This window comes from Anaerotruncus sp. DFI.9.16, assembly GCF_024461615.1.
In the GTDB taxonomy this organism is placed as follows: Bacteria; Bacillota; Clostridia; order Oscillospirales; family Ruminococcaceae; genus Anaerotruncus; species Anaerotruncus massiliensis.
In genome coordinates this window covers 193492-217177 of the sequence record NZ_JANFZX010000001.1, presented here as the reverse complement: position 1 = coordinate 217177, position 23686 = coordinate 193492, and the positions used below count along the sequence as shown (strand labels likewise).

At 63.6% G+C, this 23686-nt stretch carries 27 protein-coding genes; 11 read left to right on the top strand and 16 right to left on the bottom strand.

Going from position 1 to position 23686, the window contains the following annotated elements:
- Nucleotides 1–65 precede the first annotated feature (65 nt).
- Nucleotides 66–1262: a prenyltransferase/squalene oxidase repeat-containing protein gene (locus NE609_RS01070; protein ID WP_121585674.1), complete on the top strand. Its 1197-nt coding sequence runs from the start codon at nucleotides 66–68 to the stop codon at nucleotides 1260–1262.
- Between the two features lie 39 nt (nucleotides 1263–1301).
- Here the strand turns inward: NE609_RS01070 and NE609_RS01065 are convergent, their stop codons facing one another.
- The 9 genes from NE609_RS01065 to NE609_RS01025 all read right to left on the bottom strand — a co-directional run bounded on the left by NE609_RS01065 (nucleotide 1302) and on the right by NE609_RS01025 (nucleotide 9692).
- Nucleotides 1302–2456 (bottom strand): DHHW family protein, encoded by a 1155-nt coding sequence (locus NE609_RS01065; protein ID WP_256151426.1) that lies wholly within the window; start codon nucleotides 2454–2456, stop codon nucleotides 1302–1304.
- Between the two features lie 12 nt (nucleotides 2457–2468).
- Nucleotides 2469–3857 (bottom strand): MBOAT family O-acyltransferase, encoded by a 1389-nt coding sequence (locus tag NE609_RS01060; RefSeq protein ID WP_256151425.1) that lies wholly within the window; start codon nucleotides 3855–3857, stop codon nucleotides 2469–2471.
- A gap of 90 nt (nucleotides 3858–3947) precedes the next feature.
- A complete protein-coding gene (locus NE609_RS01055) occupies nucleotides 3948–4469 on the bottom strand; it encodes a DUF4358 domain-containing protein (RefSeq protein ID WP_256151424.1) in 522 nt (173 codons plus the stop codon).
- Between the two features lie 125 nt (nucleotides 4470–4594).
- On the bottom strand, nucleotides 4595–5338 hold the full coding sequence (locus NE609_RS01050; protein ID WP_101550826.1) for an amino acid ABC transporter ATP-binding protein: 744 nt from the start codon (nucleotides 5336–5338) through the stop codon (nucleotides 4595–4597).
- Nucleotides 5339–5351: 13 nt separating this feature from the next.
- The gene (locus NE609_RS01045; protein WP_101550828.1) at nucleotides 5352–6008 is read right to left on the bottom strand and encodes an amino acid ABC transporter permease; all 657 of its coding nucleotides are present in this window, start codon (nucleotides 6006–6008) and stop codon (nucleotides 5352–5354) included.
- A 148-nt stretch (nucleotides 6009–6156) separates the two neighbouring features.
- Complete coding sequence (locus NE609_RS01040) at nucleotides 6157–7050, bottom strand: amino acid ABC transporter substrate-binding protein (protein WP_256151423.1); 894 nt, start codon at nucleotides 7048–7050, stop codon at nucleotides 6157–6159.
- Between the two features lie 202 nt (nucleotides 7051–7252).
- The gene (locus NE609_RS01035) at nucleotides 7253–8035 is read right to left on the bottom strand and encodes a biotin--[acetyl-CoA-carboxylase] ligase (protein WP_121585680.1); all 783 of its coding nucleotides are present in this window, start codon (nucleotides 8033–8035) and stop codon (nucleotides 7253–7255) included.
- A 14-nt stretch (nucleotides 8036–8049) separates the two neighbouring features.
- Complete coding sequence (locus tag NE609_RS17705) at nucleotides 8050–8916, bottom strand: radical SAM protein (protein ID WP_256151422.1); 867 nt, start codon at nucleotides 8914–8916, stop codon at nucleotides 8050–8052.
- The gene (locus tag NE609_RS01025) at nucleotides 8913–9692 is read right to left on the bottom strand and encodes an HAD family hydrolase (RefSeq protein WP_256151421.1); all 780 of its coding nucleotides are present in this window, start codon (nucleotides 9690–9692) and stop codon (nucleotides 8913–8915) included. The genes NE609_RS17705 and NE609_RS01025 overlap by 4 nt, the downstream gene beginning before the upstream one ends.
- A 180-nt stretch (nucleotides 9693–9872) precedes the next feature.
- On the opposite strand from NE609_RS01025, the gene NE609_RS01020 reads away from it, so the two are divergent.
- From NE609_RS01020 to NE609_RS01000, 5 genes are all read left to right on the top strand, one after another.
- Complete coding sequence (locus NE609_RS01020) at nucleotides 9873–10385, top strand: RNA polymerase sigma factor (protein WP_256151420.1); 513 nt, start codon at nucleotides 9873–9875, stop codon at nucleotides 10383–10385.
- Nucleotides 10382–10855: a hypothetical protein gene (locus NE609_RS01015; RefSeq protein ID WP_101550840.1), complete on the top strand. Its 474-nt coding sequence runs from the start codon at nucleotides 10382–10384 to the stop codon at nucleotides 10853–10855. The genes NE609_RS01020 and NE609_RS01015 overlap by 4 nt, the downstream gene beginning before the upstream one ends.
- A complete protein-coding gene (locus NE609_RS01010; RefSeq protein WP_256151419.1) occupies nucleotides 10842–11405 on the top strand; it encodes a hypothetical protein in 564 nt (187 codons plus the stop codon). The genes NE609_RS01015 and NE609_RS01010 overlap by 14 nt, the downstream gene beginning before the upstream one ends.
- Entirely contained in the window at nucleotides 11398–12576 is a 1179-nt protein-coding gene (locus NE609_RS01005; RefSeq protein WP_256151418.1) for a hypothetical protein, read from the top strand. Before NE609_RS01010 ends, NE609_RS01005 begins: the two co-directional genes overlap by 8 nt.
- An 87-nt stretch (nucleotides 12577–12663) precedes the next feature.
- Nucleotides 12664–13542, top strand: a complete 879-nt coding sequence (locus NE609_RS01000; RefSeq protein WP_121585684.1) for a glycosyltransferase family 8 protein — start codon at nucleotides 12664–12666, stop codon at nucleotides 13540–13542.
- A 37-nt stretch (nucleotides 13543–13579) separates the two neighbouring features.
- Here the strand turns inward: NE609_RS01000 and NE609_RS00995 are convergent, their stop codons facing one another.
- Nucleotides 13580–13996 carry a hypothetical protein gene (locus NE609_RS00995; protein ID WP_121585685.1) on the bottom strand — a complete coding sequence of 139 codons (417 nt, stop codon included), beginning with the start codon at nucleotides 13994–13996 and terminating at the stop codon, nucleotides 13580–13582.
- A gap of 75 nt (nucleotides 13997–14071) precedes the next feature.
- Nucleotides 14072–14704: a glycerol-3-phosphate acyltransferase gene (locus NE609_RS00990; RefSeq protein ID WP_256151417.1), complete on the bottom strand. Its 633-nt coding sequence runs from the start codon at nucleotides 14702–14704 to the stop codon at nucleotides 14072–14074.
- A 134-nt stretch (nucleotides 14705–14838) separates the two neighbouring features.
- Here NE609_RS00990 and NE609_RS00985 point away from each other — a divergent pair, with 134 nt between their 5' ends.
- The 5 genes from NE609_RS00985 to glpK all read left to right on the top strand — a co-directional run bounded on the left by NE609_RS00985 (nucleotide 14839) and on the right by glpK (nucleotide 20031).
- Entirely contained in the window at nucleotides 14839–15741 is a 903-nt protein-coding gene (locus tag NE609_RS00985; RefSeq protein WP_256151416.1) for a PHP domain-containing protein, read from the top strand.
- Nucleotides 15738–16784 carry an ROK family protein gene (locus tag NE609_RS00980; RefSeq protein ID WP_256151415.1) on the top strand — a complete coding sequence of 349 codons (1047 nt, stop codon included), beginning with the start codon at nucleotides 15738–15740 and terminating at the stop codon, nucleotides 16782–16784. Before NE609_RS00985 ends, NE609_RS00980 begins: the two co-directional genes overlap by 4 nt.
- A gap of 99 nt (nucleotides 16785–16883) precedes the next feature.
- On the top strand, nucleotides 16884–17480 hold the full coding sequence (locus tag NE609_RS00975; protein WP_121585688.1) for a nitroreductase family protein: 597 nt from the start codon (nucleotides 16884–16886) through the stop codon (nucleotides 17478–17480).
- A 209-nt stretch (nucleotides 17481–17689) separates the two neighbouring features.
- A complete protein-coding gene (locus NE609_RS00970) occupies nucleotides 17690–18259 on the top strand; it encodes a glycerol-3-phosphate responsive antiterminator (protein ID WP_256151414.1) in 570 nt (189 codons plus the stop codon).
- 284 nt (nucleotides 18260–18543) lie between these two features.
- The gene (glpK, locus tag NE609_RS00965) at nucleotides 18544–20031 is read left to right on the top strand and encodes a glycerol kinase GlpK (protein WP_256151413.1); all 1488 of its coding nucleotides are present in this window, start codon (nucleotides 18544–18546) and stop codon (nucleotides 20029–20031) included.
- A 58-nt stretch (nucleotides 20032–20089) separates the two neighbouring features.
- Here the strand turns inward: glpK and NE609_RS00960 are convergent, their stop codons facing one another.
- Genes NE609_RS00960 through NE609_RS00940 form a run of 5 tightly spaced genes read right to left on the bottom strand, consistent with a single transcriptional unit; the run spans nucleotide 20090 to nucleotide 23681 of the window.
- Nucleotides 20090–20899: an RnfABCDGE type electron transport complex subunit B gene (locus NE609_RS00960; RefSeq protein ID WP_242970834.1), complete on the bottom strand. Its 810-nt coding sequence runs from the start codon at nucleotides 20897–20899 to the stop codon at nucleotides 20090–20092.
- Nucleotides 20900–20913: 14 nt separating this feature from the next.
- Nucleotides 20914–21510 carry an electron transport complex protein RnfA gene (locus NE609_RS00955; protein ID WP_101550862.1) on the bottom strand — a complete coding sequence of 199 codons (597 nt, stop codon included), beginning with the start codon at nucleotides 21508–21510 and terminating at the stop codon, nucleotides 20914–20916.
- A complete protein-coding gene (gene rsxE / locus NE609_RS00950; RefSeq protein WP_256151412.1) occupies nucleotides 21507–22223 on the bottom strand; it encodes an electron transport complex subunit RsxE in 717 nt (238 codons plus the stop codon). The genes NE609_RS00955 and rsxE overlap by 4 nt, the downstream gene beginning before the upstream one ends.
- Entirely contained in the window at nucleotides 22224–22739 is a 516-nt protein-coding gene (locus NE609_RS00945) for an RnfABCDGE type electron transport complex subunit G (RefSeq protein WP_256151411.1), read from the bottom strand.
- 12 nt (nucleotides 22740–22751) lie between these two features.
- Complete coding sequence (locus NE609_RS00940; protein WP_256151524.1) at nucleotides 22752–23681, bottom strand: RnfABCDGE type electron transport complex subunit D; 930 nt, start codon at nucleotides 23679–23681, stop codon at nucleotides 22752–22754.
- Nucleotides 23682–23686 lie beyond the last annotated feature (5 nt).

Genomic DNA, 23686 nt, shown 5'->3' with positions numbered 1-23686 from the left:
AGTTGAAATCCACCCGGCAATGTATTATACTTTTATGAGCCACTTAATGAAAGGGGAACTGCTGCTTGCAAAGACGGTTCGCGGCCTTTGCCGCCGGCGCGCTGCTCCTGTTTTCGGCCGTCACGGCCAGCGCCGAAACCCTCCCCGGCGACGCGGCCCCGGCCCCCGTCGCCGAACAGACCTGGCGGTACCTCGACGCCAATCCCCCGGGAGAAAACAGCATTCTCGCCTATTCGCTCGGCGGACAGGCCGTCCGGGAGGACGCCGTTACCAAGCTGTCCGGGGACCTGCGCGGCAGCGTAGCGGATGGATTCTCCTCTCCCCGCGCGCTGGAACGGGGCATCATCGGGCTGGTCAAGAGCGGGCAGGATCCCGCCTCCTTTGAAAAGACCGACCTCGTTTCCGCCCTCTACTCCCATGAAAACATCTACCAGGAGGGGCTGGACGGCGCGCTTTTGGCGCTGGCCGCCTACAGCGCGGCGGACGCGCAGTCTCCCGTCTCCGCGCACAACTCCCCCACCGCTGTCATCGACTATATTGTATCCTCCCAGCTTCGCGCGGGCGGGTTCGGTTCCGCCGCCGGGCGCGACCCGGACGTACGGACCACCGCGCGGGCGGTCACCGTCCTCGCGGCGAGCCGGGACATCCCCTACGTGAACACCGCGGTCAACCGGGCGCTCTCCTGGCTGAGCACCCGGCAGGATGAGGACGGCGCCTTCCTCCGCAACGGCCGCCCCGACTGCGAAAGCACTGCGGCGGTCCTGACGGCGGTACGCACCTGCGGCATCGGCCTGGGCGACGCGCGGTTCACCAAAAACGGACGGGACCTGCACGACGCGCTCCAATCCTTCCGGCAGCAGGACGGCGGCTATGCCGCCACCCCCGGCGGGCCTTCTGAGGTCGCGGCAACGGAGGCGGCGGTGATCGCCCTTTCGACCGACGCGTCCGGCCTCTCGCCCTACCTGCCGCCCGAGCGGTATCCCGGCTATGTGGAGCCGCAACCCGACAACGCCTATGTGTTTCTGCGGTTCCTCTTCGGGTTCCTGCTCCTCTTCGGGCTGCTCTATCTGGTCCTGATCCTCACCGGGAAGATCGGCAAGCGCTGGGGCAAGTTCCCTCCCACGGAACCGGAGAATCCCGGCGAAGCGCCCGGCGCGGGCGCGGATACCCGCACGCTCGAGCTCAATATCCCGATGAAGGCGGAGATCCCCGACTTCGACGCCCTGCCCGACGACGACCCGCCCGAACAGACAAAAAAATAAAAAAGACAGCCGCCCGCGGGCGGCTGTCTTTTTTGATCGTCAACGGTTGAGGAAGGTGAAATTCGAGTCCTGCGCGAAGTTCTCGAAGTTGTACATCACGAGCACGTCGTCGAATTCCGCCCCCGCCATGACCTCGCTCATCGGCGCCGTCAGGTTGCGCAGGTCGACCATCCACACCTCGTCGTAGCTGTAGGTCAGAAAGGGCGCGAACGGGTTCCCATAGCTGTCCTTGATGAGCAGGACGCGGGAGGTCCGCCCCTCCTGGTGGTTGAGGTTGTTTTCCGATTTGACGACGGTCAGGTCGCTGTTGCCCCACAGGAAGGCGGCGTGCTTGTCCCGCTCCCCCCACTTCTCCGCGTCGTAAAGGCCGGGCTTCTCCTCCCCGCCCACCGTGACCGAGGAGACGGGGATATCGTACCACTCGATCGTGTCCGGGACCGCGGAAAAGAGCTTGCACTTGCTGAAGTAGGTGCCGTAGAAGCCGGGGGCCTCCCTTCTCAGCGGCTCCAGCGCGGAAAATTCCACCGCCTTGAGCCCCCGGGACTCGACGAACGCGCGGTAGGCGTTGTAGGCGCCCCAGGTCGTCCAGTGGTGGTCGGTGCGGTAGTAGGCCTGCCGCTCCGACGCGGCGAGCCGCATCACCGGGAAGAGGTCGAGCGTGTCCGCGCCGCCGGGCAGCGCGCCGTAGATTTCGGCGACGCGCGCCGCCTGGCCGACGTTTTGCAGGCCCTTTGGGAGCTTGTCCGCGAGGATCTCATAGGAGTTCGGGATGACCGCCACAGTGATCGGCGCGGTGTCCCGGTAGGAGGCCAGATAGGTCCCGAGCAGCTCGATGTTCATCGAAAACCGGCGCTCGTCCACCGTCTCGTACCGGTCGAACAGGTAGTGGTCCGACCCGTAGACGATGCCGTTGTTCTCGATCTTTCCGAGCGCCGATTCGCTCACCGATTTGAACGTGATCCATCCGTCCCGCCCGACGAACTGGTCGTTGAGGTAGGTTTCAAACCGCTGGGTGTACTTGTTCTCCTGGTCCTTCGCCAGCAGCGCCGTCGCCGTCAGCTTCGGCCTCTGGGCGAGCGGGCGGTTCTCGAGCTCGCTCTTCTCCCGGTCGGGGGTCAGCAGGTTCGCCGCCGAAACGATCAGCAGGAAGGCCGCAAAGAGGAAGACGAGCGGATATTTTTGAAAGGTCTGCATCATGCTTCCTCCTCAGAAGTTCCAGTAGAGGAACGGATTGTAGGTGGAGTCCACCAGATAGGCGACCGAAAGCACCAGTATGAGCCCCAAAAACGGCAGCGCGAGCGCGCGGCAGACCTTCGGGTGCCGGTCGCGGATGCGGTTCAGCACCGGCATGGAGAAGAGGATTCCCAGCGCCAGCACGACCGCATAGTTGCGCAGGTAGAACATCCATTCATTCCCGCCCGTAAGGGAAAACAGCTTCCCAAAGAAGACGCCGAGCGCGCCGAAGCTCCCCTCGATGGCGAAGAGCCCCCATCCGAGCATGACCGCCAGCAGCGAATAGGCGTGGGAAATGAGCGGGTGCCTGTCCAGAAACACGCGCAAGCCCATCCGTTCGATCATGAGCAGGACGAAATAGTAGAGCCCCCACAGCACGAAGTTCCAGCTCGCGCCATGCCACAGCCCGGTGAGCGCCCAGACGACCAGCAGGTTCAGGACGTTGCGCGCCGGGCCTCTGCGGCTGCCGCCGAGCGGGATATAGACATAGTCGCGGAACCACCCCGAAAGGGTCATGTGCCACCGCCGCCAGAACTCGGTGACGCTGCGGGAGATGTAGGGGTAGTTGAAGTTCTGCGGGAAGGTGAACCCGAGCGCCTTGCCCATGCCGATGGCCATGAGCGAATAGCCGGAAAAATCGAAGTAGATCTGGAGCGTGAAGGCGATGAGCGCGAGCCACGCCGAAGCGGTCGAGACGTTCGCGAACCCGACCGCCGCCACGTCGCTCCACAACGCGCCGATCGAGTTGGCGAGCAGAACCTTGCTGCCCAGGCCGAGGATGAAGAGCCCGATGCCGTCCTGCACCGCGCCGAGGGTGATCTTACGGCTGTGCAGCTCGCGGCTGATGTCGGAGTACTTGACGATCGGGCCGGCGATCAGCTGCGGGAAAAGGACGACGAAGGTGCCGAAATTGATGATGTTGCGTTCGGTCTCCACCTTGCCCTCGTAGACGTCGATCGTATACGTCATGATCTGGAAGGTGTAGAAGCTGATGCCGAGCGGGAGGGTTCTGGCCGCTTCGATATAGGGCACCGCCATCCCCGTCAGCGTGTTCCAGTTGTCGATCAGGAAATTGCTGTACTTGAAGAAGACGAGCCACGCGATGCTGAAAACGAGCGACAGGAGCAGGACGGCGCGGCTGAGCGCGCGGTTCTGCTTCCACCGGCCGATGGCCAGTCCCGCGAAGTAGTTGACGAGGATGACCGCGATCATCACCGGGAAGAAGCGGATCTCCCCCCACGAATAGAAGACGAGGCTCGCTATCAGCAGGACGGCGTTTTTCAGCCGCACCGGCGCGATATAGTAGACCGCGAAGGTCACCGGCAAAAAGCAGAACAGGAACAGCAGGCTGCTGAATACCACGGGTTTCTCCCCTTTTTGTCACAAAATGAAAGTGTACCGAATAGAAGCTATCCAGTACACTTTACCAAATCCTGCGGATTTATGCAAGATTTAAGCGGCAAACGCCTCGTCAATGATTTTGACCGCCCGGTCGAGGTCGTCGTCAAAGGATTCCGGGCTCTCCCCGAGGATGACCAGGAACACATAGTTCCCACGGTCGACCACGCGGCCCTTCTGCGCCTTTTCCGACTGGTCGGGCAGGTAATTCGCGAAGGAGGCCTGCACATCCTTGAGGCGCTTGCCCATCGCCTCGATCACCGCGTCCTTCTGTTCCGGCTTCGCCTTGACGGCAAGCAGGTTGTCGGCGCTCACATTGACCATCGCGAACTGGCCGTAATACTCGTCCACGTCCTTTTCGGGGTCGATGTAGAAAACGTCCTTCATGAGGGTGTCGTCGATCTCGGCGGGCATCGCGATCCCCACCTCGTCGATGATCCGGTCGACAACCGTCTGGATCGTCTGCCCCTCCTTCATCTCGGTGGAATCGCCGGAGGCCGCAGGCTTCGAGCCGCATCCGGCAAGCATCCCGACGCACAGCACGGCGGAAATCAGAACAGCGAATATCTTTTTCATGGTACATTCTCCTTTGGTCATTGCCCGCAACGGGCTTCATTCTTCCCTCATAGAGTATGCCCAAACGCGCGGATTACTTCAATAAAATTGGAAAAAATTTTTATGCGATGAAAAACGGACGGTCTTCAGGACACGTTGCCGAAAAATTCCGCCATCCGGCGGTCCTTCGGATTGCCGAAGACCTCCTCCGGCGGGCCCGACTCGACGATCTCCCCGTCGCACATGAAGAGGATCTTGTTTGCCACGTCCCGCGCAAAGGACATCTCGTGGGTGACGACCACCATCGTCATCCCCTCCTCCGCGAGCTTGCGCATGACGCCGAGCACCTCGGCGGTGAGCTGCGGGTCGAGCGCGGAGGTCGGCTCGTCAAAGAGCATGATGTCGGGGTTGAGCATGAGCGCGCGTGCGATCGCGACCCGCTGCTTCTGCCCGCCCGACAACGTCGAGGGCATCGCGTCGACCTTGTCCTGGAGCCCCACCTTGCCGAGGATGGACATCGCGCGCGCGTCCGCCTCCTCGCGGGCGACGCCCTGCGTCTTGACGAGCGGCATCGTCAGGTTTTTGCGCACCGACAGATGCGGGAAGAGGTTGAAGGACTGGAAGACCATCCCCATCTTCGCGGTGATGGCCCGCACCTTGGCCGCCGGCGGATAGACCCCGTCGGTGACAAACGGCTCCCCCTCCACGACGATGCTGCCGCCATCGACCTTCTCCAGATCGATCAGGCAGCGCAGCATCGTGCTCTTGCCCGCGCCCGACGGCCCGATGACCGCGATCACGTCGCCCCGCTTTACGGTGAAGCTCACGTCGGTGAGCACGTCCTGTCCGGAAAAGCCCTTTTTGAGGCCGCTTACTTCTATCAGGTTCATTTCCCCGCCCTCCTCAATATGCCATTTTCTTTTCCAGCCAGTTGAAGAACAACTGGAGGACGGTGTTCATCGCCAGGTAGATGACGAACGCGATCACATAGGGAAAGACGTTGCCCGTGCGGGTGACCGCCGCCTTGGCGTAATAGAGGATCTCGGTGATCGAGATCGCAAAGACGAGCGCGGTGTCCTTGACCAGCGTGATCGATTCGTTGGTGATGCTCGGCAGCGCGACGCGGATCATCTGCGGCAGGATTACATGGAAGGTCGTCTGCACCTTGTTAAGCCCAAGCACTTGACAGGCCTCATACTGCCCGCGGTCAATCGACAGGAGCCCCCCGCGGAAGATCTCCGCGAAATACGCCGCGTAATTGAGGGAGAAGCCGATCAGCGCGCAGACCATCGCGGAATGGAGCGCGGTCTTAAAGAAGTCGTTCACAAAGGGCAGGCCGTAATAGATGAAGAAGAGCTGGAGCATCAGCGGCGTGCCGCGCATGACGTAGATATAGGCGTTGATGATCCAGCGCAGCGGCGCGACGCGGCTGCGGGTGCCGAGCGTCATCAAAAAGCCGAGCGGCAGCGACGCGACGAGGACCACGAAAAAGAGGGTCAGAACCGTTCCCAGACCCTGCAGGATCGCGCTGGTAGTGGTTGCGATCTCGCTGATTGACATAAAGGCACGCTCCTATGTAAGTGAAATGATGCGGGCTCTTTTATGACGCTAACACGCTGCCCGATAAAAGCGTTTGGCTCCATAAAACAGCCCGCACTCCCGGCCGGGAACCCGGTCGGGAGTGCAGCGTATTGCGGTGGATCCGAACTTATTTGACCTTGATCATGTCGTCGCGGCCAAACCATTTCTGAGAGATCTCGGCGATCTTGCCCTCGTCAGCTAGCTCGCCCAGCGCGTTCCAGACCGCGTCCTTGAGCGCCGTGTTCCCCTTCTTGAAGGCGATCGCGTACTGCTCGGAGGCCATTTTGTCCTCCAGGATGGTCATCGGCTTGGCGTTCTCCGCGATGTAGTAGTTGGCGACGACCGAGTCCATGACGATCGCGTCGCAGCGGCCGATCTCAAGGTCGGTCAGCGCGTCGACATAGTTGGCGTACTCCTTGGCGACGCCGTCCTTGATCGACGGGAAAACCTCATCCTTCTGGAGCGCCTCGAGGCCGGAGGAATCCTTCTGCGCGGCGACGATCTTACCCGCCAGGTCGGCCTTCGACTTGATCGGGGAGTCCTGCATGACGACGATGACCTGCTCGTTGTCCATGTAGGCGTCGCTCAGCTCATAGTTTTCGATCCGCTCGTCGGTGACGGTCAGGCCGTTCCAGATGCAGTTGATCTTGTCGGTGCCGAGCTCCATGTCCTTGGCGTCCCAGTCGATCGGCTTGGGCTCGAACTTCATGCCCAGCTTTTCGCACACCGCTCTGGCAAGGTCGATGTCGACGCCGACGATCTCGTTGTTCTCGTCGAGGTAGCCCATCGGCGGGAAGGAGGCGTCAAGGCCCAGGACAAACGTTTCGGGCAGCGCCGCGTCGGCAGGCGCTTCGGCGGGTTCCGCAGCGGGCTCTTCGGCCGGTGCTTCCGGCGCGGGCGCGGCTTCGGATGCGGGCGCGGCCTCGGACGCCGGAGCGGCGGGCTCGGCGGGGGCGCCGCAGGCGGCGAAGAGGGTCAGGCAGAGCAATGCGGCGAGAAGGACGGTCAAAATTTTCTTCATATGCTTTCTCCCAATTCATCGTTGATTTTTGCCTCAAGGGCGGCGGCAGGGCAAAATCCGGGCCGCTTTTGAACATTTTACACTTTATCAAGGTAAATTGCTACCCTTGTAGCAGGCTGTTATACCGATTTTTCCCGATCTGTCGCCGGTTTTCTCCTGATTGCTCGTCCATTCTCACGATCGCGTCGCAATCCGCGCGCGGTTACGCGAAGTCTCCCCGCAGGCTGATCTCCCCCGCGCCGATCGCCTCGCTGCTCCCGTCGGGCATCCGGACCAGCAGCCGCGCGTCGTCGTCGATCCCGACGGCGTAGGCCTCCCGGCGTTCCTCTCCCCGCACCAGCGTCACCGTCCGGTCGAGCACACAGGAGCGCGCGCGGTATTCCGCGAGGAAAGTCCGCTCCCCGAGCCCGCCGCAGAGGGCGAGCATCTCCGCGATGATCGCCGCCGCCAGCGCGGCCCGGTCGGTCTCCCCCGCTCCCGCCGCTTCGAGCGAGGTCGCCACGCCGGAAAGCTCGGGCGGAAAGCTCGCGTCCAGCACGTTGACGCCGATGCCGATCACGACGAATTCCGGCCTGCCGTCCGCGCCGAGCGGCGCCTCCGCAAGGATGCCGCAGAGCTTTTTTCCCGCGTAATAGAGGTCGTTCACCCATTTGACGCCGACCTCCACCCCCGCGGCGCGGGAGATGGCGCGCGCGGTCGCGACCGCCGCCGCCGGGGTGACGAGCGCCGTGTCGGCGGCGGAAAGCCCGGGGCGCAGCACCATCGAGAGATAGACCCCCGCCCCGCCCGGCGAGAAGAAGCTGCGTCCCAGCCGGCCCCGTCCCGCCGTCTGGCGTTCGGCGAGCACCGCCGTGCCGTGCGGCGCGCCCTCCCGGGCGAGCCGCCGGGCCTCGATGTTCGTCGAGCCAAGCTCCTCATAATAGTATACGGGCGGCTTATGGCCGGCGGGCAGATGCCGCCAGACCGCCTCCGCTGAAAATTCCATAGCAGTCCCTCCTATCAAAAGCGGCGCGCGTAGCCGCACCGCCTGCAAAGCTCTTCCGTGGCGGTCCGCCGGGAGAAGCCGTCCGCGATCGCCCGGGCGCGGGGGGAATCGAGAATCTCCCCGAGCGGGCGCTCAAAGGCGTTGCCCAGCGCGACCGTCCCCTCGCTGTCGAGACAGCAGGGCACCACCGTCCCGTCCGCGAGGATGCCGAAATGGTCCCGCATCCCGAGGCAGGAGACGCGGCCCTCCCCGGCGGGCAGGGCCATGTCCGGCCAGTCGAAGACCGGCGCGGTCACAAGGTGCAGGTTCTCCGCGAGCTTGCGGTCGCAGACCCCGTCCGGCGGATTCCCCACCGGGACGCCGAGCTCCCGCTCGATTGCGCGGCAGACCCGCCCGTTGAGCCGCCGCGCGCCGCCGCCGTTCCAGAGGCGCAGCTCGCAGATGATCCCCGCCTCCCACGCCAGCCGCACGACCGGCAGCACCCGCGAGAGATACGCTTCGAGCGGCGGGCCGTCCCCGTTGGCCTCGAAGCTGTGGAGCGAAACAGAGAGCTTCCGCAGTGCGGGTGCCGACAAGAGGATATCCTTTACATCCTCCAGCAGCGTTCCGTTTGTCGTGAGGTTGGCCCGCAGGCCCTCCTCGCCGCAGATTTCGAGGATGCGCCCGAGCGCGGGATGCAAGAGCGGCTCCCCCATCAGATGCAGGCAGACATAATCGGTATGGGGCTTGACGGCGCGCGCGAGCAGCGCAAACTCCTCCGGGGACAGAACGCGCGGGGCGCGCCGCGTCCCCGGGCAGAAGGCGCAGTTCAGGTTGCAGGCGTTCGTGATCTCGATGTAGGCGCGGCGGAAGGGCTTTTCCGCGTTCTTTTTCCCGCTCACAGGATGAACTTCTCCACGATTTCCGCGACCGCGTCCTCCAGGTGGGTGCGCGCGGTCACATAGTCGGCCTGCGCGCGCACCTCCTCCGGCGCGTTGCGCACCGCGACGCCCACCCCCGCGCCCCGGATCAGCTCGAGATCGTTATAGTAGTTGCCCGCCGCCACGATGTTTTCATACGCGATGCCCTCGCGCGCGGCGACGTACGCCGTGCCGCGCCATTTGTTGACCCCCTCCGGCATCACATCCATCGAGGTGGCGTTGGTTACCGCGCAGGTGAGCCGCAGGCCCTCCTGCTCGATGAACTCCCGCACCGGGTCGTAGTTTTCGCTCACGACAAAGCCGTCGAGCGTCTCGAAGGGCAGGTCGTCCGCGCCGCGGTAGACGACCGGCGTGCCCTCGAATTCCTCCTGCTGCCGGAGCACCCCCGGCGTGATGCGGTTGACGCCCCAGTAGTCCCCCGAGATCAGATGGAGGATGGCGGAATCCTGCGAGAGGCAGAAGTCGATGAGGCGGAGCATGTCCGACCGCTCGACGAGCGTGGTATAGAGCTGCTCCATGTCCGGCGCCGCCACCGCCGTGCCCCCGTTGTTGAGCACGAAATAATCGGCAAGCGCGCACAGATGCGAAATCGGTTCCACCGATTTGCGCCCCGTCACAAAGCAGACGACCGTGCCCGCCCGCTTCGCGGCGAGCAGGGCGCGCCGGTTCGCCTCGGAAAGCTCGGTGCGCACCCCGAAGGTCGTGCCGTCCAGGTCGAGCGCCAGCATCTTTCGCATGAGAATCCCCCCTGTCCTGCCAATCATACCACAGCGGGCGCGGCGGGTCAATTTGGCATAAGGGGTGCGCGGATTTGCCAATCGACAAAAATGAAAAAAACGTGTATGCTGTTTGAAGACAAATGCCGCGCAGCATCGTTTGATGGATGTAAGGCAATTGAGGTGGTGAGGCAGGACCGGATGACAAATGAAAAATTTCAGGAAATGGTGGAACAGTACGAAAAGCTGGTCTTTACCATCTGCTACCAGCTCGTGCGCGACTACCACGAGGCGCAGAACCTCGCGCAGGACGCCTTTGTCTCCGCATACGCCCACATCGACACCGTGACGGAGGACAATTTGAAGGCCTGGCTCGCGCGCATCGCCACCAACAAGGCCAAGGACTACCTCAAGAGCGCTTACAACCGGCGCGTCTGCCTATCCGAGGACATGAACGAAATGGACCTCATCCGCGCCGAGAATTCTCCCGAGCGGCTATACATAACCGACGAGGGAACCGGAGTGATCCGGCAGGCGATCCTCAATCTCAAAGAGCCTTACCAAAAGGTTTCGGTGCTCTTCTTCCTCGAGGAAAAAACCATCGAGGAGATCGCCGAAACCCTGCACCGGCCGAAAAAAACGGTGCAGACGCAGCTCTACCGGGCGCGAAGCAAGCTACAGGAACTACTCGTAAAGGAGGGGGTACAACGATGAAAGAACTGTTTGATCCAAACGGGCATCTGACGGACGACGCGTTCGGCGCATTGCTGCGCGACGAACCGCTCGACGAGATGGAACGTCTGGAGATTTCCGAGCACCTTTCCTTCTGCGACCGCTGTGTGGAGCGGTACGCCGCCCTCCTGGACGGCTCCGAGCTGCTCTCTCCCCCCGAGCCGGTCGCGCCTCCGGTTTTCCGGCGCATCCGCGAGCGCGCCCGTAAGCTCTTTGTCAACAAATACGCGACGGCGGCCGCCGCGGCCTGCTTCGCCATCATGTTCTGGAACATCGGCCTCTTCAACGTCGACGTTCAGAACGACCACGGCAAGATCCTCGACGCGCTGGCAAACGGCGCGGCGACCTTCAGCGAGCGGACGACGCAATTTACCGACAACCTGTCGGAAACACTGGATAAAATTCTCCAAAGTCTGAAAATTGAGAGGGGTTCCCAACATGAAAAAGAATAGCTTCTTCACCTTCTGCTTTGCCTTCATCCCCGGGGCGGGTGAAATGTACCTGGGGATGATGAAAAAGGGCTTGGCGGTCATGTCCGTCTTTTGGGGCGTCTGCGCGATCGCGTGGTTCTTCCAGTTCGAGTTTCTCCTCTGGCTGCTGCCGATCATCTGGTTCTATTCCTTCTTCGAGACCTTCAACATCAGGCAGCTCCCCTATGAGGACCGCCTCCGGATGGACAACGCCTTCTCCCTGCGGGTCGACGGCTCCGTCTTCAGCGGCCTGCGCCCCCTGCTGGAAAAGCGCCACGTCCTCATCGGCGGCGGGCTCATCTTCATCGGCGGCTGGGCGATCTTCTCGAGCTTCGTCTCCCCGCTGATCTACTACTTTGTGGAAACGATGGGGTATGAGAGCTGGTACCTCCGCAGCATCCTCAACCGCATCCCTTCGGTCGTCGTGGCGGTCGCCGTCATCTTCTTCGGCATCTATCTCGTGAAGGGCAAAAAGCGCCATGTGCAGCCGGAGGAAGAATTCGTCGAGTACAGGGGGGATTCCAATGAATAACGAAGAACGCATCGAGTCCCGGGAAACCCCCGGGGAGGAATCCGCGCGGAGCGGCGCCCCGAAGGCGGAATCCCCCGCGCCGGAGCCGGCTTCCTCCCGCAAGCGGGAGGAGCCGGTCCGCCGGGTGGGGACCATGACGATGGGCTTCGCGCTCATCGTCACCGGCATCGTGGCGCTGGCCGCGATGTTCAAGCCCTCCCTCGACCTGGTCTTCGTCTTTAAGCTCTCCCCTCTCATCTTTGTACTCCTCGGCGTCGAAATTCTCTACAACTACTTCGCCCACAAGGGCCAGAAGCTCAAATACGACCTGCTCAGCGGCTTCGTCTGCTTTGTGCTCATCGTCGCGGGCGGCTGCCTCGCCGCCGTGCCCGCCGCCTGGAACTATTTCGGCCCGCCCGCCATGCAGGTGCGGGAAGAGTTTCACACCCAGCTCCGCGGGCGGATCTCCGAAAGCCTCATCGACGAGCGGGAGCTGATCGGGCAGATGTATGTGAACGCCGAGCTCCCCTACTATAAGCAGTACACGCCGGACATGAGCTACGACGAGCTTGCCGGGGACGCGCGCGTCTACCTGCACATCAACCTCAACGGCCCCTACCACGACAAGGAGTCCTTTGCGAAGGACATCCAGAATATCCTCTCCAAGCTCGATCCCCTGGGCCTCGACATCCGCAACCTGACGTTCCGCTACGACGGCGAGGAGGTCGATTTCGGGCTCGACCTCTATGACCGGTACCAGCTCGACATGAAGCTGGACGAGCTGGTGCGCCGGGTGGATGCGGACTGGTATCATGAGGACGAAGAATCGTCCGCCCGGGACGGCTTTTCCGATGAGAGCGCCCTCCCGCCGCTGGAGCCCCTCGAGAACGACGGCTTCAGCAACGAGTGGCCCGACCGCATCGTCTATTCGGCGGACGGCATGACCGCGCACAGCTACTATTTCGATCTGCCCGTTTCCAACCCCACGACGGTGCAGGTAGACGTCTCGACCGAAGGCGGCACGCTGGACATGCGGATCGCCGGGCCGGACGGCACGATCTATTTTGAGGGCTACGACCTCTCCGAGGAGAGCGGGAGTCAGACCATCGCGCTCCCCGTATCCGGCGCCTACCAGGTCAGGCTGACCGCCGACGAGTTCCACGGAGGCTTCACCATCCAGAACCTCGGCTGATACAAATCGTTCATAATCCCCGTATTGCGAAGACGCGATACGGGGATTATAATATTTTCATCCCTAATTTGATTTCGGAGGCAGCCGATGAATATCGTCGTTTCGCTCAACGCCAACTACCTGCGGCCGCTCTGCGTGATGCTGCGCAGCCTGCTCGACGCGAATCCCGGGGAGGAGGCGGACGTCTACGTCCTGCACGCCTCCCTCTCCCCGGAGGCGTTCTCCTTTGCCCGCTCCGTCCTTCCAGACGGGAGGCTACGCCTCTTCGACGTGCGCGTTCCGGAGGACTTCATGGCGGACGCGCCGGTGCTCTTCCATTTCCCCAAGGAGATGTATTACCGCATCTTTTCGGCGCGCCTGCTGCCCCAAACCCTCGGGCGCGCCCTCTACCTTGACCCGGACATGGTGATCAACCGCCCGCTCGCCCCGCTCTACGGCATGGAGCTGGGGGAACACTTTTTCGCGGCCGCGCGGTCGGTCAACCCCGTCTCCCAGATGGAGTACAAGCTGCGCCTCGACATGCCCGAGGAGAGCGAATACTTCAATTCCGGCGTGCTGCTCATGAACCTGGATGCGCTGCGCGCCGGACAGGACTGCGATGAGGTGACGGAGTTCATCCGCACCCACCGGGAAAAGCTCATCCTTCCCGACCAGGACGTGCTTAACGCCCTCTACCACGACCGCACCGTCCTGCTTGACCCGCGCGTCTATAACTTCGACGCGCGCTATTTCAACACCGTCAAGGTGGCCACCCTCGGCAGAATCGACCTCAAATGGGTGCGGGAGAACACCGCCGTCATTCACTACTGCGGCAAGAGCAAGCCGTGGCACGAGCACTATCTCGGAGAGCTCGGCGTCTTTTACCGGGAGGCGGCCGCAAAGGTGTTCCCCGAAGAGTCCGCGCGGAAATCGCCGCTTGAAAGGCTGCGCGGCCTCGGCGCGCCCCGCGAACCCGGCGAAGGCTGAAAAGGCCGCCGTGCGATGCACGGCGGCCTTTTATCCGTCAGGCGGTCTCGATCCTCCTGCCGCTTCCGCCCTGGCAGAGCCGTTCGCGCAGGGCGCGGCTCAGCGGGAGCACCGGGATGCAGAGCAAAAACCAGAGCGCGCTGTACAGGGGGCAGATCTGCCCGAGCAGGTTCCCCTTCCGGCGGGAGTAGTCCCAGACGCCGAGCCGGCAGCCCCTGTTGATGATGCACCCGGCGACGAATTCCACCGCCGTGAGCACCAGGCTGCCCGCCGCACATTTTTGCAGCATCGACCGCCCCGTCATGCGCAGGTCGGTCAGGTAGAGCAGCAAAAAGCCGACGCCCCCGGTCAGCGCCATCGTCCAGTGGGTAAAGCCCCGCCAGAGTACTTCGATCGCGCTGTAGCCCACCGAGCCGACCGTGCAGACGGCGGCGTATTCCTTGAGTTTTTCCATCCGCGTTCACCCCGCATTAGGGTGCGCGGTTTCCGCGCCGATATACGAAGGAGCGCCGGAACCGGCGCTCCTTTTTCAGTGAAATGATTTCCGCTTCAAATAGGCTTTCAGCCGCGACGCGACGGAGGCCCGGCCTTCCGTTCCCGCGCGCATCCGGGCAAAGTTCCCACTGTGCCGCAGCAGCATCACGCCGCCGATCACGCCTGCCGCCGCGGCCGCCTCCCGCCCGAGGCCGAAAAGCGCCGTCAAGAGCGGAAGGCTCACCGCGATCACCGCGGAACCCACCGCGAGATAGCCCGTCGCCAGCACCGCCGCCGCGCCGAGCAGGTAGCTCGCGATTCCGACGGGAGGTGAAAAAAGGATCGACGCCGCTCCGGCGACCGCCACCCCCTTGCCGCCGCGAAAGCCGTTCCACACCGGCCAGCAGTGCCCGAGCACCGCGCCGAGCCCTGCGTAGAGCACCGCCATCCGCCCCATCCCGGGGAAAAGCCACAGCCGGCAGAGGACACAGGCCGCCGCCGTTTTGAGGATATCCCCCGCGAGCACCAGCAGCCCGCTCCCCGCCCCCAGCCGGGAGGCGACGTTCGCCATGCCGGGGTTGCCGAACCCCTCTGCGCGCCGCGCGCCCGTCCGGCAGAAGACGATCAGGTCGGCGGTCAGAAAGGACCCGAACAGGTACCCTGCCAGCACGCACCAGAGACGCTCCATGCCATCCCCTCCTTATCTTGATTATAGACCATCCGCCGGGAATTTACACCCCCTATTGACATTTGCGCTTCGATGTCCTATAGTTAAATCAGATACTTTTAAAAGTATATGTCTAAAGTATTGGAGGCGACGCTATGAGTTGGCTGGACCTGCATCTCCATTCCTCCTTCAGCGACGACGGGGAGTATTCCCCGACCAGACTGGCGCTCCTCTGCTGGCGGGCGGGAATCCGAACCGCCGCGCTGGCGGACCACAACACGACGCGGGGCGTCCCCGCGATGCTCAAGGCCGGGCGGGCGCTGGGCGTCGAGGTCGTCCCGGCGGTCGAGCTCGACTGCACCCACGAGGGCGTCGACCTGCATCTGCTCGGCTACTGGATCGACCCCGCCCACCCCGGTTTCGCGCGGGCCGAGGAATCGGTCCTCTCGCAGGAGCAAACCGCCGCCGGGCGGCGAATCGAACTGGTGCGCGCCTGTGGGATCCCGCTGGATCTGGCGGCGGTGACGGCGCTTTCCAAGGACGGCATCGTCACGGGCGAGATGATCGCGGAGGTCGCCCTCGCCATGCCGGAAAACGCGGAACATCCCCTCCTCTCCCCCTACCGTCCGGGCGGGGCGCGCTCCGACAATCCCTACGTCAACTTCTACTGGGACTTCTGCGCGCAGGGAAAGCCCGCCTACGTCCCCATCCGGTTCCCCTCCCTCACGGAGGCGGTCACGCTGGTGCGCGAAGCGGGCGGGCTTCCGGTGCTCGCCCACCCCGGCAACAACATCCACGAGGACGCCGCCCTGCTGCAAAGCATCGTGCGCTGCGGCGTCGCGGGGCTCGAGGCCTACAGCAGCTACCACGCCCCTGCGCAGACCGCCTTCTATCTCCGGCAGGCGGAGGCGCTCGGCCTCGCGGTCACCTGCGGCAGCGACTTCCACGGGAAGATCAAGCCCGCTATTCGGCTGGGTTCTGCCGAGTCCGGCGGACGGGAGGCGGTGCTGCTCGGGGAACTGCGCAAAAAACTTGACAGCCTGGAGGGAGCGCGATGACCGGGGTGACCGGGAAACCAGAGCTGATGAAGCGGATGAACACCACCCTGCTCTACCGGACGCTGATCCGCCTGGGCTCGGCGACGCGGGCGGAGGTGGCCAATGAGACGAACCTCAGCGCGACCACCATCCGCAACCTCTTTGAGGAACTCGAAGCGGGCGGCGAGATCGTCGCGGGCGCGCTTGACCGATCGAGCGGCGGTCGGCGCGCCCAGCGGTACGCCCTCAACCCGGCGCGCAACCTGACCCTCGCGCTCTACTGTGCCGGGGAACGGATCGACTACCGAATTACCGGCCTGACGGGAGACGTCGTCGCGGACAGCTTCACCTCCGTCGAGGACGGCGACACGGTGGGAGCGGTCCTCCGCCTGATCGCGGGCTGCCGTTCCCGCTGGGACGTCCGCGCGGTCGGGCTCGGCGTGCCCGGCATCGTGGAGAACGGGCGCGCCTATATCGGCAGCGAACTGGATACCCTGGTCCCGAACGACCTCGGGGCGCGGGTCCGTTCCGCCTTCCCCGTTCCGCTCGTTCTGGAAAACGATCTTAACGCGACCGCGCTCGGTTATATGAACCGCTACCACCGGGAACACCCCTCCTGCAGTCCCGCGGGCTTCAATATGGCCTACATCCATTTTGACCGGGAGAGCGCGGGCGCGGGCGTCATTGCCAACGGGCAGGTCGTCCACGGCGCCAAGCAGTTCGCCGGGGAGCTCGGCTTCCTGCCGATGGGGCATAAGCTGACCTTGAACGACCTGCTTCCCAGCGTCTCCTCCCGGGAGGACTGCCTTGATATCGTCTCCCGCGTCGTCTCCATCGTCAACTGCGTCACCAACCCCGAACTCGTCGTAGTCGGCGGGAGCCTGTTTGAAGCGGCGTGGCTCCAGTACGCGCTTGACCGGCTGAACGCCCAGCCGGGGCTTTCCAGCCCGCTGCGCCCGCTCTTGGTCTACCGCGGCGACAATCGGGAGGACTACCTCGACGGGCTGACCTACCTGACGCAGCAGGACCTCGTCCCCCGTCTCCCGCTGGCCGCCTTCGATTAGGGTTGCATTTCGGAGAAAAAGCGATTATAATAATGATAATCAGTCCTGTTATAGAAAATTTTCCAGTAAACATGCAACCCTGTGATCGGAGGAAACCATATGAACACATTTTTATCCGCCCTGAAAGCCCGCCGCACCTGCTACCGGATCGGCAGCGGCTCCCCCATCGACGACAGCCGGATTTCCGGGCTGGTGAAGGAGGCCATTTCCGTCACTCCCTCCGCCTTCAACATGCAGAGCACGCGCGCGGTCCTGCTCTTCGGCGCCGAACACGAAAAGCTGTGGAAGATCGTATTGGAGTCGCTGCGCGCCATCGTGCCTCCGGACGCCTTCGCCGCAACTGAAGGAAAGATACGCTCCTTCGCCGCCGGGCACGGGACCGTCCTCTATTTCGACGACACCGCCGTTACGGACGACTACGCGGGCAGGTTCTCAACCTACCGGGACAACTTCCCGGTTTGGGCGCAGCAGGCAAACGGCATGGCGCAGCTGAACGTCTGGACGCTGCTCGAGGAGGCCGGGCTCGGCGCCTCGCTCCAGCACTATAACCCCCTCATCGACGAAGAGGTCCGCCGGACCTGGCGGCTTCCCGAAAGCTGGAAGCTGGTCGCGCAGATGCCCTTCGGCAAACCGCTCGCCCCGCCCGACCCAAAGGAATCCGCCGACCCCGACGCGCTCGTAAAGGTCTTTCCCTGATCGGATGCGCCGGGGGACCTTCCTCGCCCCGGATCGATAAAAAACGGCCGCGGTCCGCCTGCCGGCGGAGGCGCGGCCGTTTTTTGCGCCGCAATCCGGTCAAACCCGTCGGGCGGGCATGTCCTCCACCCGGGGACTCGTCCCCGGGTGGAGGATTGACAAAACCTCCTTTTGCAGGTATGCTTTACTGAAGACGGGAGGCTATGTGGGTGAGGCATGAAGCGTTTGTGGAACTTTTGCAGGAGAATCCGGTCATCGCGGCCGTTAAGGACGCGACGGGGCTCTCCCGCAGCATGGACAGCGACTGCCGGATCGTCTTCGTGCTGAGCGGCAACCTGCTGGGCGTCAAGGAGGTCGTCTCCCGTGTGCATGAGGCGGGCAAGCTCGCGATGGTGCATATCGACCTGATCGACGGGCTGGCCGCGCGGGACGTCGCCGTGGATTTCATCGCGGAGAGCACGCGGGCGGACGGGATCATCTCCACCCGCTCCAACCTTGTCCGGCGCGCAAAGGCGCGCGGGATGCTCGCGGTGCAGCGGTTCTTTATGCTCGATTCGATCGCGCTGGTCAACATTGAAAAGCGCCTCTCGTTCGAGGCGGCGGACGCGGTGGAAATCCTGCCCGGCGCCATGCCCAAGGTCATCCGCAGGCTCGCGGCGATCGTCCGCAAGCCGGTGATCGCGGGAGGGCTCATCTCCGACAAGGAGGACGTGCTCAACGCGCTGGGTGCGGGGGCGATGGCGGTCTCCTCCTCCAATCCCGAAGTCTGGTTATTGTGACCGGACAACTGCCGAGAGACCGGGAGCGGGCCATAAAAGGGCCTTCGGCCCTTTTATGGCCCGCTTTTATATTCATGCGCCGGCTATGAACGGAACAAGCGGCTTCCGGGTCGGCGGTAAGGGTTGTCCACGGGATGAAGAATCTGGTAGAATGGAACTGACCGGACCGGCGAAGCCCCTTGACGCGGTCACCCTCCACGCACCCGCCCAGGGCGGCCGTGGAATATGTGTGCGGGACGGGCGCGCTTCATCGCCGCGCGCGGCCTGTGAGAGGAGAGGAAAAAATGGGAAACTACGTGCTGGCGCTTGACCAGGGGACGACGAGCTCGCGGGCGATCCTCTTCGACCGGGAGCAGAACATCGTCGGCATGGCGCAGAAGGAGTTCACGCAGTTCTATCCGAAGGAGGGCTGGGTCGAGCACGACCCGATGGAGATCTACTCCTCCCAGTACGCGGTGATGATGGAGGTCATCGCCCAGAGCGGCGTGGACGTCAGGGAGATTTCCGCCATCGGCATCACCAACCAGCGGGAGACGACCATCCTGTGGGATAAATCCACCGGCCGCCCGGTCTACAATGCGATCGTCTGGCAGTGCCGCCGCACGGCGGACATCATCGACGATCTGGGCGCGCGCGGGCTTTCCGGCTACATCCGGGAGGCCACCGGGCTGGTGCCCGACGCCTATTTCTCGGGCACCAAGATCAAATGGATCCTCGACCACGTCGAGGGGGCGCGGGAGCGCGCCGAACGGGGGGAAATCCTCTTCGGCACGGTGGACAGCTGGCTCATCTGGAAGCTGACCGGGGGCGCTGTGCACGTCACCGACTACACCAACGCCTCCCGCACGATGATCTATGACATCAGGACCCTCGACTGGGACCGGAAGCTGCTCGACGCGCTCGACATCCCCCGCGCCATGCTGCCCGAGGTACGCGGGTGCAGCGAAATCTACGGCTATGCCGCGGTCCAGGGGGTGCGGATCCCGATTGCGGGCATCGCGGGCGACCAGCAGGCCGCGCTCTTCGGCCAGTGCTGCTTCGCGCCCGGCGAGGCGAAGAACACCTACGGCACCGGCTGTTTCCTGCTCATGAACACGGGCGGGACCCCCTGCGTCAGCGAAAACGGCCTGCTCACCACGATCGCCATCGGCCTGAACGGGAAGGTGCAGTACGCGCTGGAGGGCAGCGTCTTCGTGGGCGGCGCGGTCATCCAGTGGATCCGCGACGAGATGCGCTTCATCAACGAGAGCCGCGACGCCGAGTACTACGCACAGAAGGTGCCCGACACCGGCGGGGTCTACCTCGTCCCCGCCTTCACCGGGCTGGGCGCGCCCCACTGGGATATGTACGCGCGCGGCTGTATCGTGGGCATCACCCGCGGCACCCGGCGAGAACACATCATCCGCGCGGCGCAGGAGTCGATCGCCTACCAGAGCTACGACCTCGTCAAGGCGATGGAGCGGGACACCGGCATCGCCCTCGCCGAGCTCAACGTCGACGGCGGGGCCTCCCGCGACCGCTTCCTCATGCAGTTCCAGGCGGACATCCTCGGTAAGCGGGTGTGCCGGCCGATGATCCGCGAGACGACCGCGCTCGGCGCGGCCTACCTGGCGGGGCTCGCCACCGGCGTGTGGAAGGACCTGGACGAGCTCAAAAAGCTGTGGAGCTGCGACATCCGCTTCGACCCCGACATGGAGGAGCCCACCCGCCAAAGGCTGCTTTCCGGCTGGCGGAAAGCCGTCGGCCGCAGCCTCGACTGGGCGGAGCACTGAAAATCATACGGAAAAAGGCCGCCGCGTTCAATGAACGCGGCGGCCTTTCGTCTGTTTATTATTCGCCGACGATCGCTTCGCAACGGGAGGCGCAGGTGACGATCGCGCCCGTCGGGCAGGCGGTCACGCAGGCGCCGCAGCTGGTGCACTTGCGCGGGTCGATCGAAGCGAGATTGTCGGTGACGGTGATCGCGCCGTTCTCGCAGGTCTTTTCGCACTTCTTGCAGCCGATGCAGCCGTTCTTGCACACCTTGCGGGTGAAGGCGCCCTTGTCGTGGGACGAGCAGCCGACATAGACGGTGCTTGTGGCCGGGATGACCGTGATCAGGTGGTTGGGGCAGGCCTTGGCGCACATGCCGCAGCCCACGCAGACCGCCTTGTCAATGACGGCGATGCCGTCCACGATCGAGATCGCGCCGTACTGGCAGGCCGCGATGCAGTCGCCGTAGCCGAGGCAGCCATGGGAGCAGCTTCCCTTGCCCTGGTAGAAGAAGTTGCAGGCCGCGCAGCTCTGCTTGCCCTCGTAGTCCATGATGCTGTCGGTGGCGTAGCAGTTGCCCGAGCAGCGCACCACGGCGTACTGCTCCTCCACGTCCTCGAAGGCGACGCCCATCGCCTCGCTGAGCTTGTGGCCGACCGCGTCGCCGCCCGGCACGCAGAGGTTGGTTTTGGCGCCGTCGTGCGCGACCGCCTTGGCGTAGTCGTCGCAGCCGGCGTAGCCGCACGCGCCGCAGTTGGCGCCCGGAAGCTCGGCGCGCACCTTATCGAACAGTTCGTCCGCGGGAAGCGCCATCACCTTTGCGGCGACGACGAGGATGATCGAGGACAGCAGCCCGATCCCGCCGACGATGATTACCGGAAATAACATAGAGCCCACCCCCATTATTTAAACAGGCCGTCGACGATGCCGCTGAAGCCCATAAAGCTCACCGAGCAGATCGCCGCCGCGACCAGTGTGATCGGGATTCCCTGGAACGCCTTGGGCGTGCTGCCGGCCGCGGCGTCCACGCGGGAACGCACGCCCGAGAAGAGCACCATGGCGAGCAGGAAGCCCAGGCCGGAACCGACCGCGTTGACCAGCGACTGGCCGAAGGTATACCCCTCGTCGAGGTTGAGGATGGTCACGCCGAGCACGGCGCAGTTGGTCGTGATAAGCGGCAGGTAGATGCCCAGCGCCTTGTGGAGCGCGGGAATATACTTTTTAAGCGCGATCTCGACGAACTGCACGAGCGCCGCGATGATCAGGATGAAGACGATCGTCTGCAGGTAGGAGAGCCCCTTCGGCACGAGAATGTAGGTATAGATCGGCCAGGTGACCGCCGTGGCGAGCGCCATGACGAAGATGACCGCGACGCTCATGCCGAACGCGGAGTCGAGCTTTTTGCTGACGCCGAGGAAGGGGCAGATGCCCAAAAACTTCGCGAGCACGTAGTTGTTGACGAGTACGGCGCCGACTAAAATGATCAGGTATTCCTTCATTCGTCAGCACCTCCTTTCCGGACCGCCGCGCAGGCGGCCGCGGACGGGCAGCCGGCACAGCCGAACTCCTTCTTTTTGATCGCCTTGCCGTGGGTCAGGTGGTTGACCAGCGCGATGAGCGCGCCGAAGACCAGGAAGCCGCCCGGCGCGAGCAGGAAGACGATGATCGGGTTATCCCAGTGCAGCGAGATGCCGTTCTGGATGCCGAGCCACTCGGCGCCCGACATCCAGGTGCCGTTGCCGAGGATTTCGCGGATGGAGCCCATCGCGAAGAGCGCCAGCGTAAACCCGATGCCCATGCCGATGCCGTCGCAGGCGGAGGCGAGGACGGTGTTCTTGTTGGCGAACATCTCGGCGCGGCCGAGGATGATACAGTTGACGACGATGAGCGGCAGATAGACGCCCAGCGCCTTATCGAGGTCGGGCGCGTACGCCTTGACGATGAACTGCACGAGGGTGACAAAGCTCGCGATGACCACGATGTAGCAGGGGATGCGCACCTTGTCGGGGATAATATTTTTGAGCAGCGAAATGACGATGTTGGAGCAGATGAGCACCACCGTCGCCGCGACGCCCATGCCGATGCCGTTGACCGCCATCGTCGTGACGGCGAGCGTCGGGCAGGTGCCAAGGATGAGAACCAGGGTCGGGTTCTCCTTGAGAATGCCGTTTGTCAGGACCCTCCAGTTGCCGGGTTTGTTCGGATTGCTCATTTAAGCGCCCTCCCCTACTGCTTCATACGCCTGATAGGCGGTGTCGACGCACCGGAAAAATGCCTTGGAGGAGATCGTCGCGCCCGTGACGGCGTCGACGCCCTCGAGGGTTTTGTCCTTGCCCGGGAACTGGTCCGTGAAAGCGGACGCCCCCGTCTTGGAGCCGAGTCCCGGCGTCTCGGTATTGTCGAGCAGCTTGACGCCGGTGATTTTACCGTCGTTGCCGATGCCGACCATGACGTTATACACGCCGCCGAAGCCCTTGTCCTTGACCTTGAAGGCGTAGCCGTTGCCGCTGTCGTCCTTCGCGGCGATGAGGACGTTTTCCATCCCCTCCAGGGCCAGCTCGGTAAAGGTGGTGGAGCCTGGGACCACCGCCTGCATGGCGGCGTCGGAGGCCTCTTTCTCCGCCTGCGCGATGAGCGGGGCGGTCTTGTCGTAGGTGAGCCCCAGCAGCGCGGAGGCCACGACGCAGATCACGGTCAGTACGACGACCGGTTTCAAAAGTTCTTTCATGTTCGCGCCCCCCTACTGTTTTTTCTGCTCAAAGACAGCGCCGAACGGTTTGGTGATCGTGAGGCTGTCGATGTGCGGGACGAGGATGTTCATCAGCAGGATGGCGAAGGACATGCCCTCCGGATAGTTGCAGAAGACGCGGATCACCATCGTGATAAAGCCGATGCCGATTGCGAAGATCACCTTGCCCTTGGTGGTGACCGGGCTGGTCGAGTAGTCGGTCGCCATGAAGAAGGCGCCGATCATCACGCCGCCCGAAAGCACGGCGTAGAAGGGGTCCTGGCCGAAGAGCAGCGCGAAGACGAAGACGCTGCCGATCAGCGTGACGGGGATCTGCCAGCCGATGACGCCGTTCCAGATGAGGTAGAGCCCGCCCACGATGAGCGCGAGCGCGCAGGTCTCGCCGAGCGAGCCGCCGCGGTTGCCAATCAGCATGTTCCACAGCGACGGGAGCTGGTCGGTCTGCCCGGCGGCGATCAGCTTGAGCGGGGTCGCGGTCGCGACCGCGTCGATCGCGGCGTGCGGGGCGATCCAGTGGGTCATCTGGTTGCCGAACGACACGAGCAGGAAGATGCGCGCGGTCGCGGCGGGGTTGGCGAAGTTGCAGCCGATGCCGCCGAAGAGGCATTTGACCACGACGATCGCGATGAACGACCCGAACACCGCCATCCAGAAGGGCAGCGTGACGGGGACGTTGAAGGCGAGGATGACTCCGGTGACCACCGCGCTGCAATCGCTGATCGTCACGGGCTTTTTGGTGACCTTCGCGAAGAGGTATTCAAACACCACGCAGGAGACGACGCAGACCGCCGTCAGCAGCAGCGCGCGGATCCCGAAGTAAAAGATCGACATGACCAGCGCGGGCAGCAGCGCCGTCGCGACGGTCAGCATGATCTTGCGGGTATTGATATCGTCCCGGAAGTGCGGGGAGGGGGTGATCATGAGCT

Bases quoted from the DNA above. Each gene is read 5' to 3' on its own strand.
- NE609_RS01065 (WP_256151426.1), bottom strand. From the start codon at position 2,456: ATGCAGACCTTTCAAAAATATCCGCTCGTCTTCCTCTTTGCGGCCTTC.
- NE609_RS01055 (WP_256151424.1), bottom strand. From the start codon at position 4,469: ATGAAAAAGATATTCGCTGTTCTGATTTCCGCCGTGCTGTGCGTCGGG.
- NE609_RS01050 (WP_101550826.1), bottom strand. From the start codon at position 5,338: ATGAACCTGATAGAAGTAAGCGGCCTCAAAAAGGGCTTTTCCGGACAG.
- NE609_RS01045 (WP_101550828.1), bottom strand. From the start codon at position 6,008: ATGTCAATCAGCGAGATCGCAACCACTACCAGCGCGATCCTGCAGGGT.
- NE609_RS01040 (WP_256151423.1), bottom strand. From the start codon at position 7,050: ATGAAGAAAATTTTGACCGTCCTTCTCGCCGCATTGCTCTGCCTGACC.
- NE609_RS01035 (WP_121585680.1), bottom strand. From the start codon at position 8,035: ATGGAATTTTCAGCGGAGGCGGTCTGGCGGCATCTGCCCGCCGGCCAT.
- NE609_RS01025 (WP_256151421.1), bottom strand. From the start codon at position 9,692: ATGCGAAAGATGCTGGCGCTCGACCTGGACGGCACGACCTTCGGGGTG.
- NE609_RS01020 (WP_256151420.1), top strand. From the start codon at position 9,873: ATGACAAATGAAAAATTTCAGGAAATGGTGGAACAGTACGAAAAGCTG.
- NE609_RS01015 (WP_101550840.1), top strand. From the start codon at position 10,382: ATGAAAGAACTGTTTGATCCAAACGGGCATCTGACGGACGACGCGTTC.
- NE609_RS01010 (WP_256151419.1), top strand. From the start codon at position 10,842: ATGAAAAAGAATAGCTTCTTCACCTTCTGCTTTGCCTTCATCCCCGGG.
- NE609_RS01005 (WP_256151418.1), top strand. From the start codon at position 11,398: ATGAATAACGAAGAACGCATCGAGTCCCGGGAAACCCCCGGGGAGGAA.
- NE609_RS01000 (WP_121585684.1), top strand. From the start codon at position 12,664: ATGAATATCGTCGTTTCGCTCAACGCCAACTACCTGCGGCCGCTCTGC.
- NE609_RS00995 (WP_121585685.1), bottom strand. From the start codon at position 13,996: ATGGAAAAACTCAAGGAATACGCCGCCGTCTGCACGGTCGGCTCGGTG.
- NE609_RS00990 (WP_256151417.1), bottom strand. From the start codon at position 14,704: ATGGAGCGTCTCTGGTGCGTGCTGGCAGGGTACCTGTTCGGGTCCTTT.
- NE609_RS00985 (WP_256151416.1), top strand. From the start codon at position 14,839: ATGAGTTGGCTGGACCTGCATCTCCATTCCTCCTTCAGCGACGACGGG.
- NE609_RS00980 (WP_256151415.1), top strand. From the start codon at position 15,738: ATGACCGGGGTGACCGGGAAACCAGAGCTGATGAAGCGGATGAACACC.
- NE609_RS00975 (WP_121585688.1), top strand. From the start codon at position 16,884: ATGAACACATTTTTATCCGCCCTGAAAGCCCGCCGCACCTGCTACCGG.
- glpK (WP_256151413.1), top strand. From the start codon at position 18,544: ATGGGAAACTACGTGCTGGCGCTTGACCAGGGGACGACGAGCTCGCGG.
- NE609_RS00960 (WP_242970834.1), bottom strand. From the start codon at position 20,899: ATGTTATTTCCGGTAATCATCGTCGGCGGGATCGGGCTGCTGTCCTCG.
- NE609_RS00955 (WP_101550862.1), bottom strand. From the start codon at position 21,510: ATGAAGGAATACCTGATCATTTTAGTCGGCGCCGTACTCGTCAACAAC.
- rsxE (WP_256151412.1), bottom strand. From the start codon at position 22,223: ATGAGCAATCCGAACAAACCCGGCAACTGGAGGGTCCTGACAAACGGC.
- NE609_RS00945 (WP_256151411.1), bottom strand. From the start codon at position 22,739: ATGAAAGAACTTTTGAAACCGGTCGTCGTACTGACCGTGATCTGCGTC.
- NE609_RS00940 (WP_256151524.1), bottom strand. From the start codon at position 23,681: ATGATCACCCCCTCCCCGCACTTCCGGGACGATATCAATACCCGCAAG.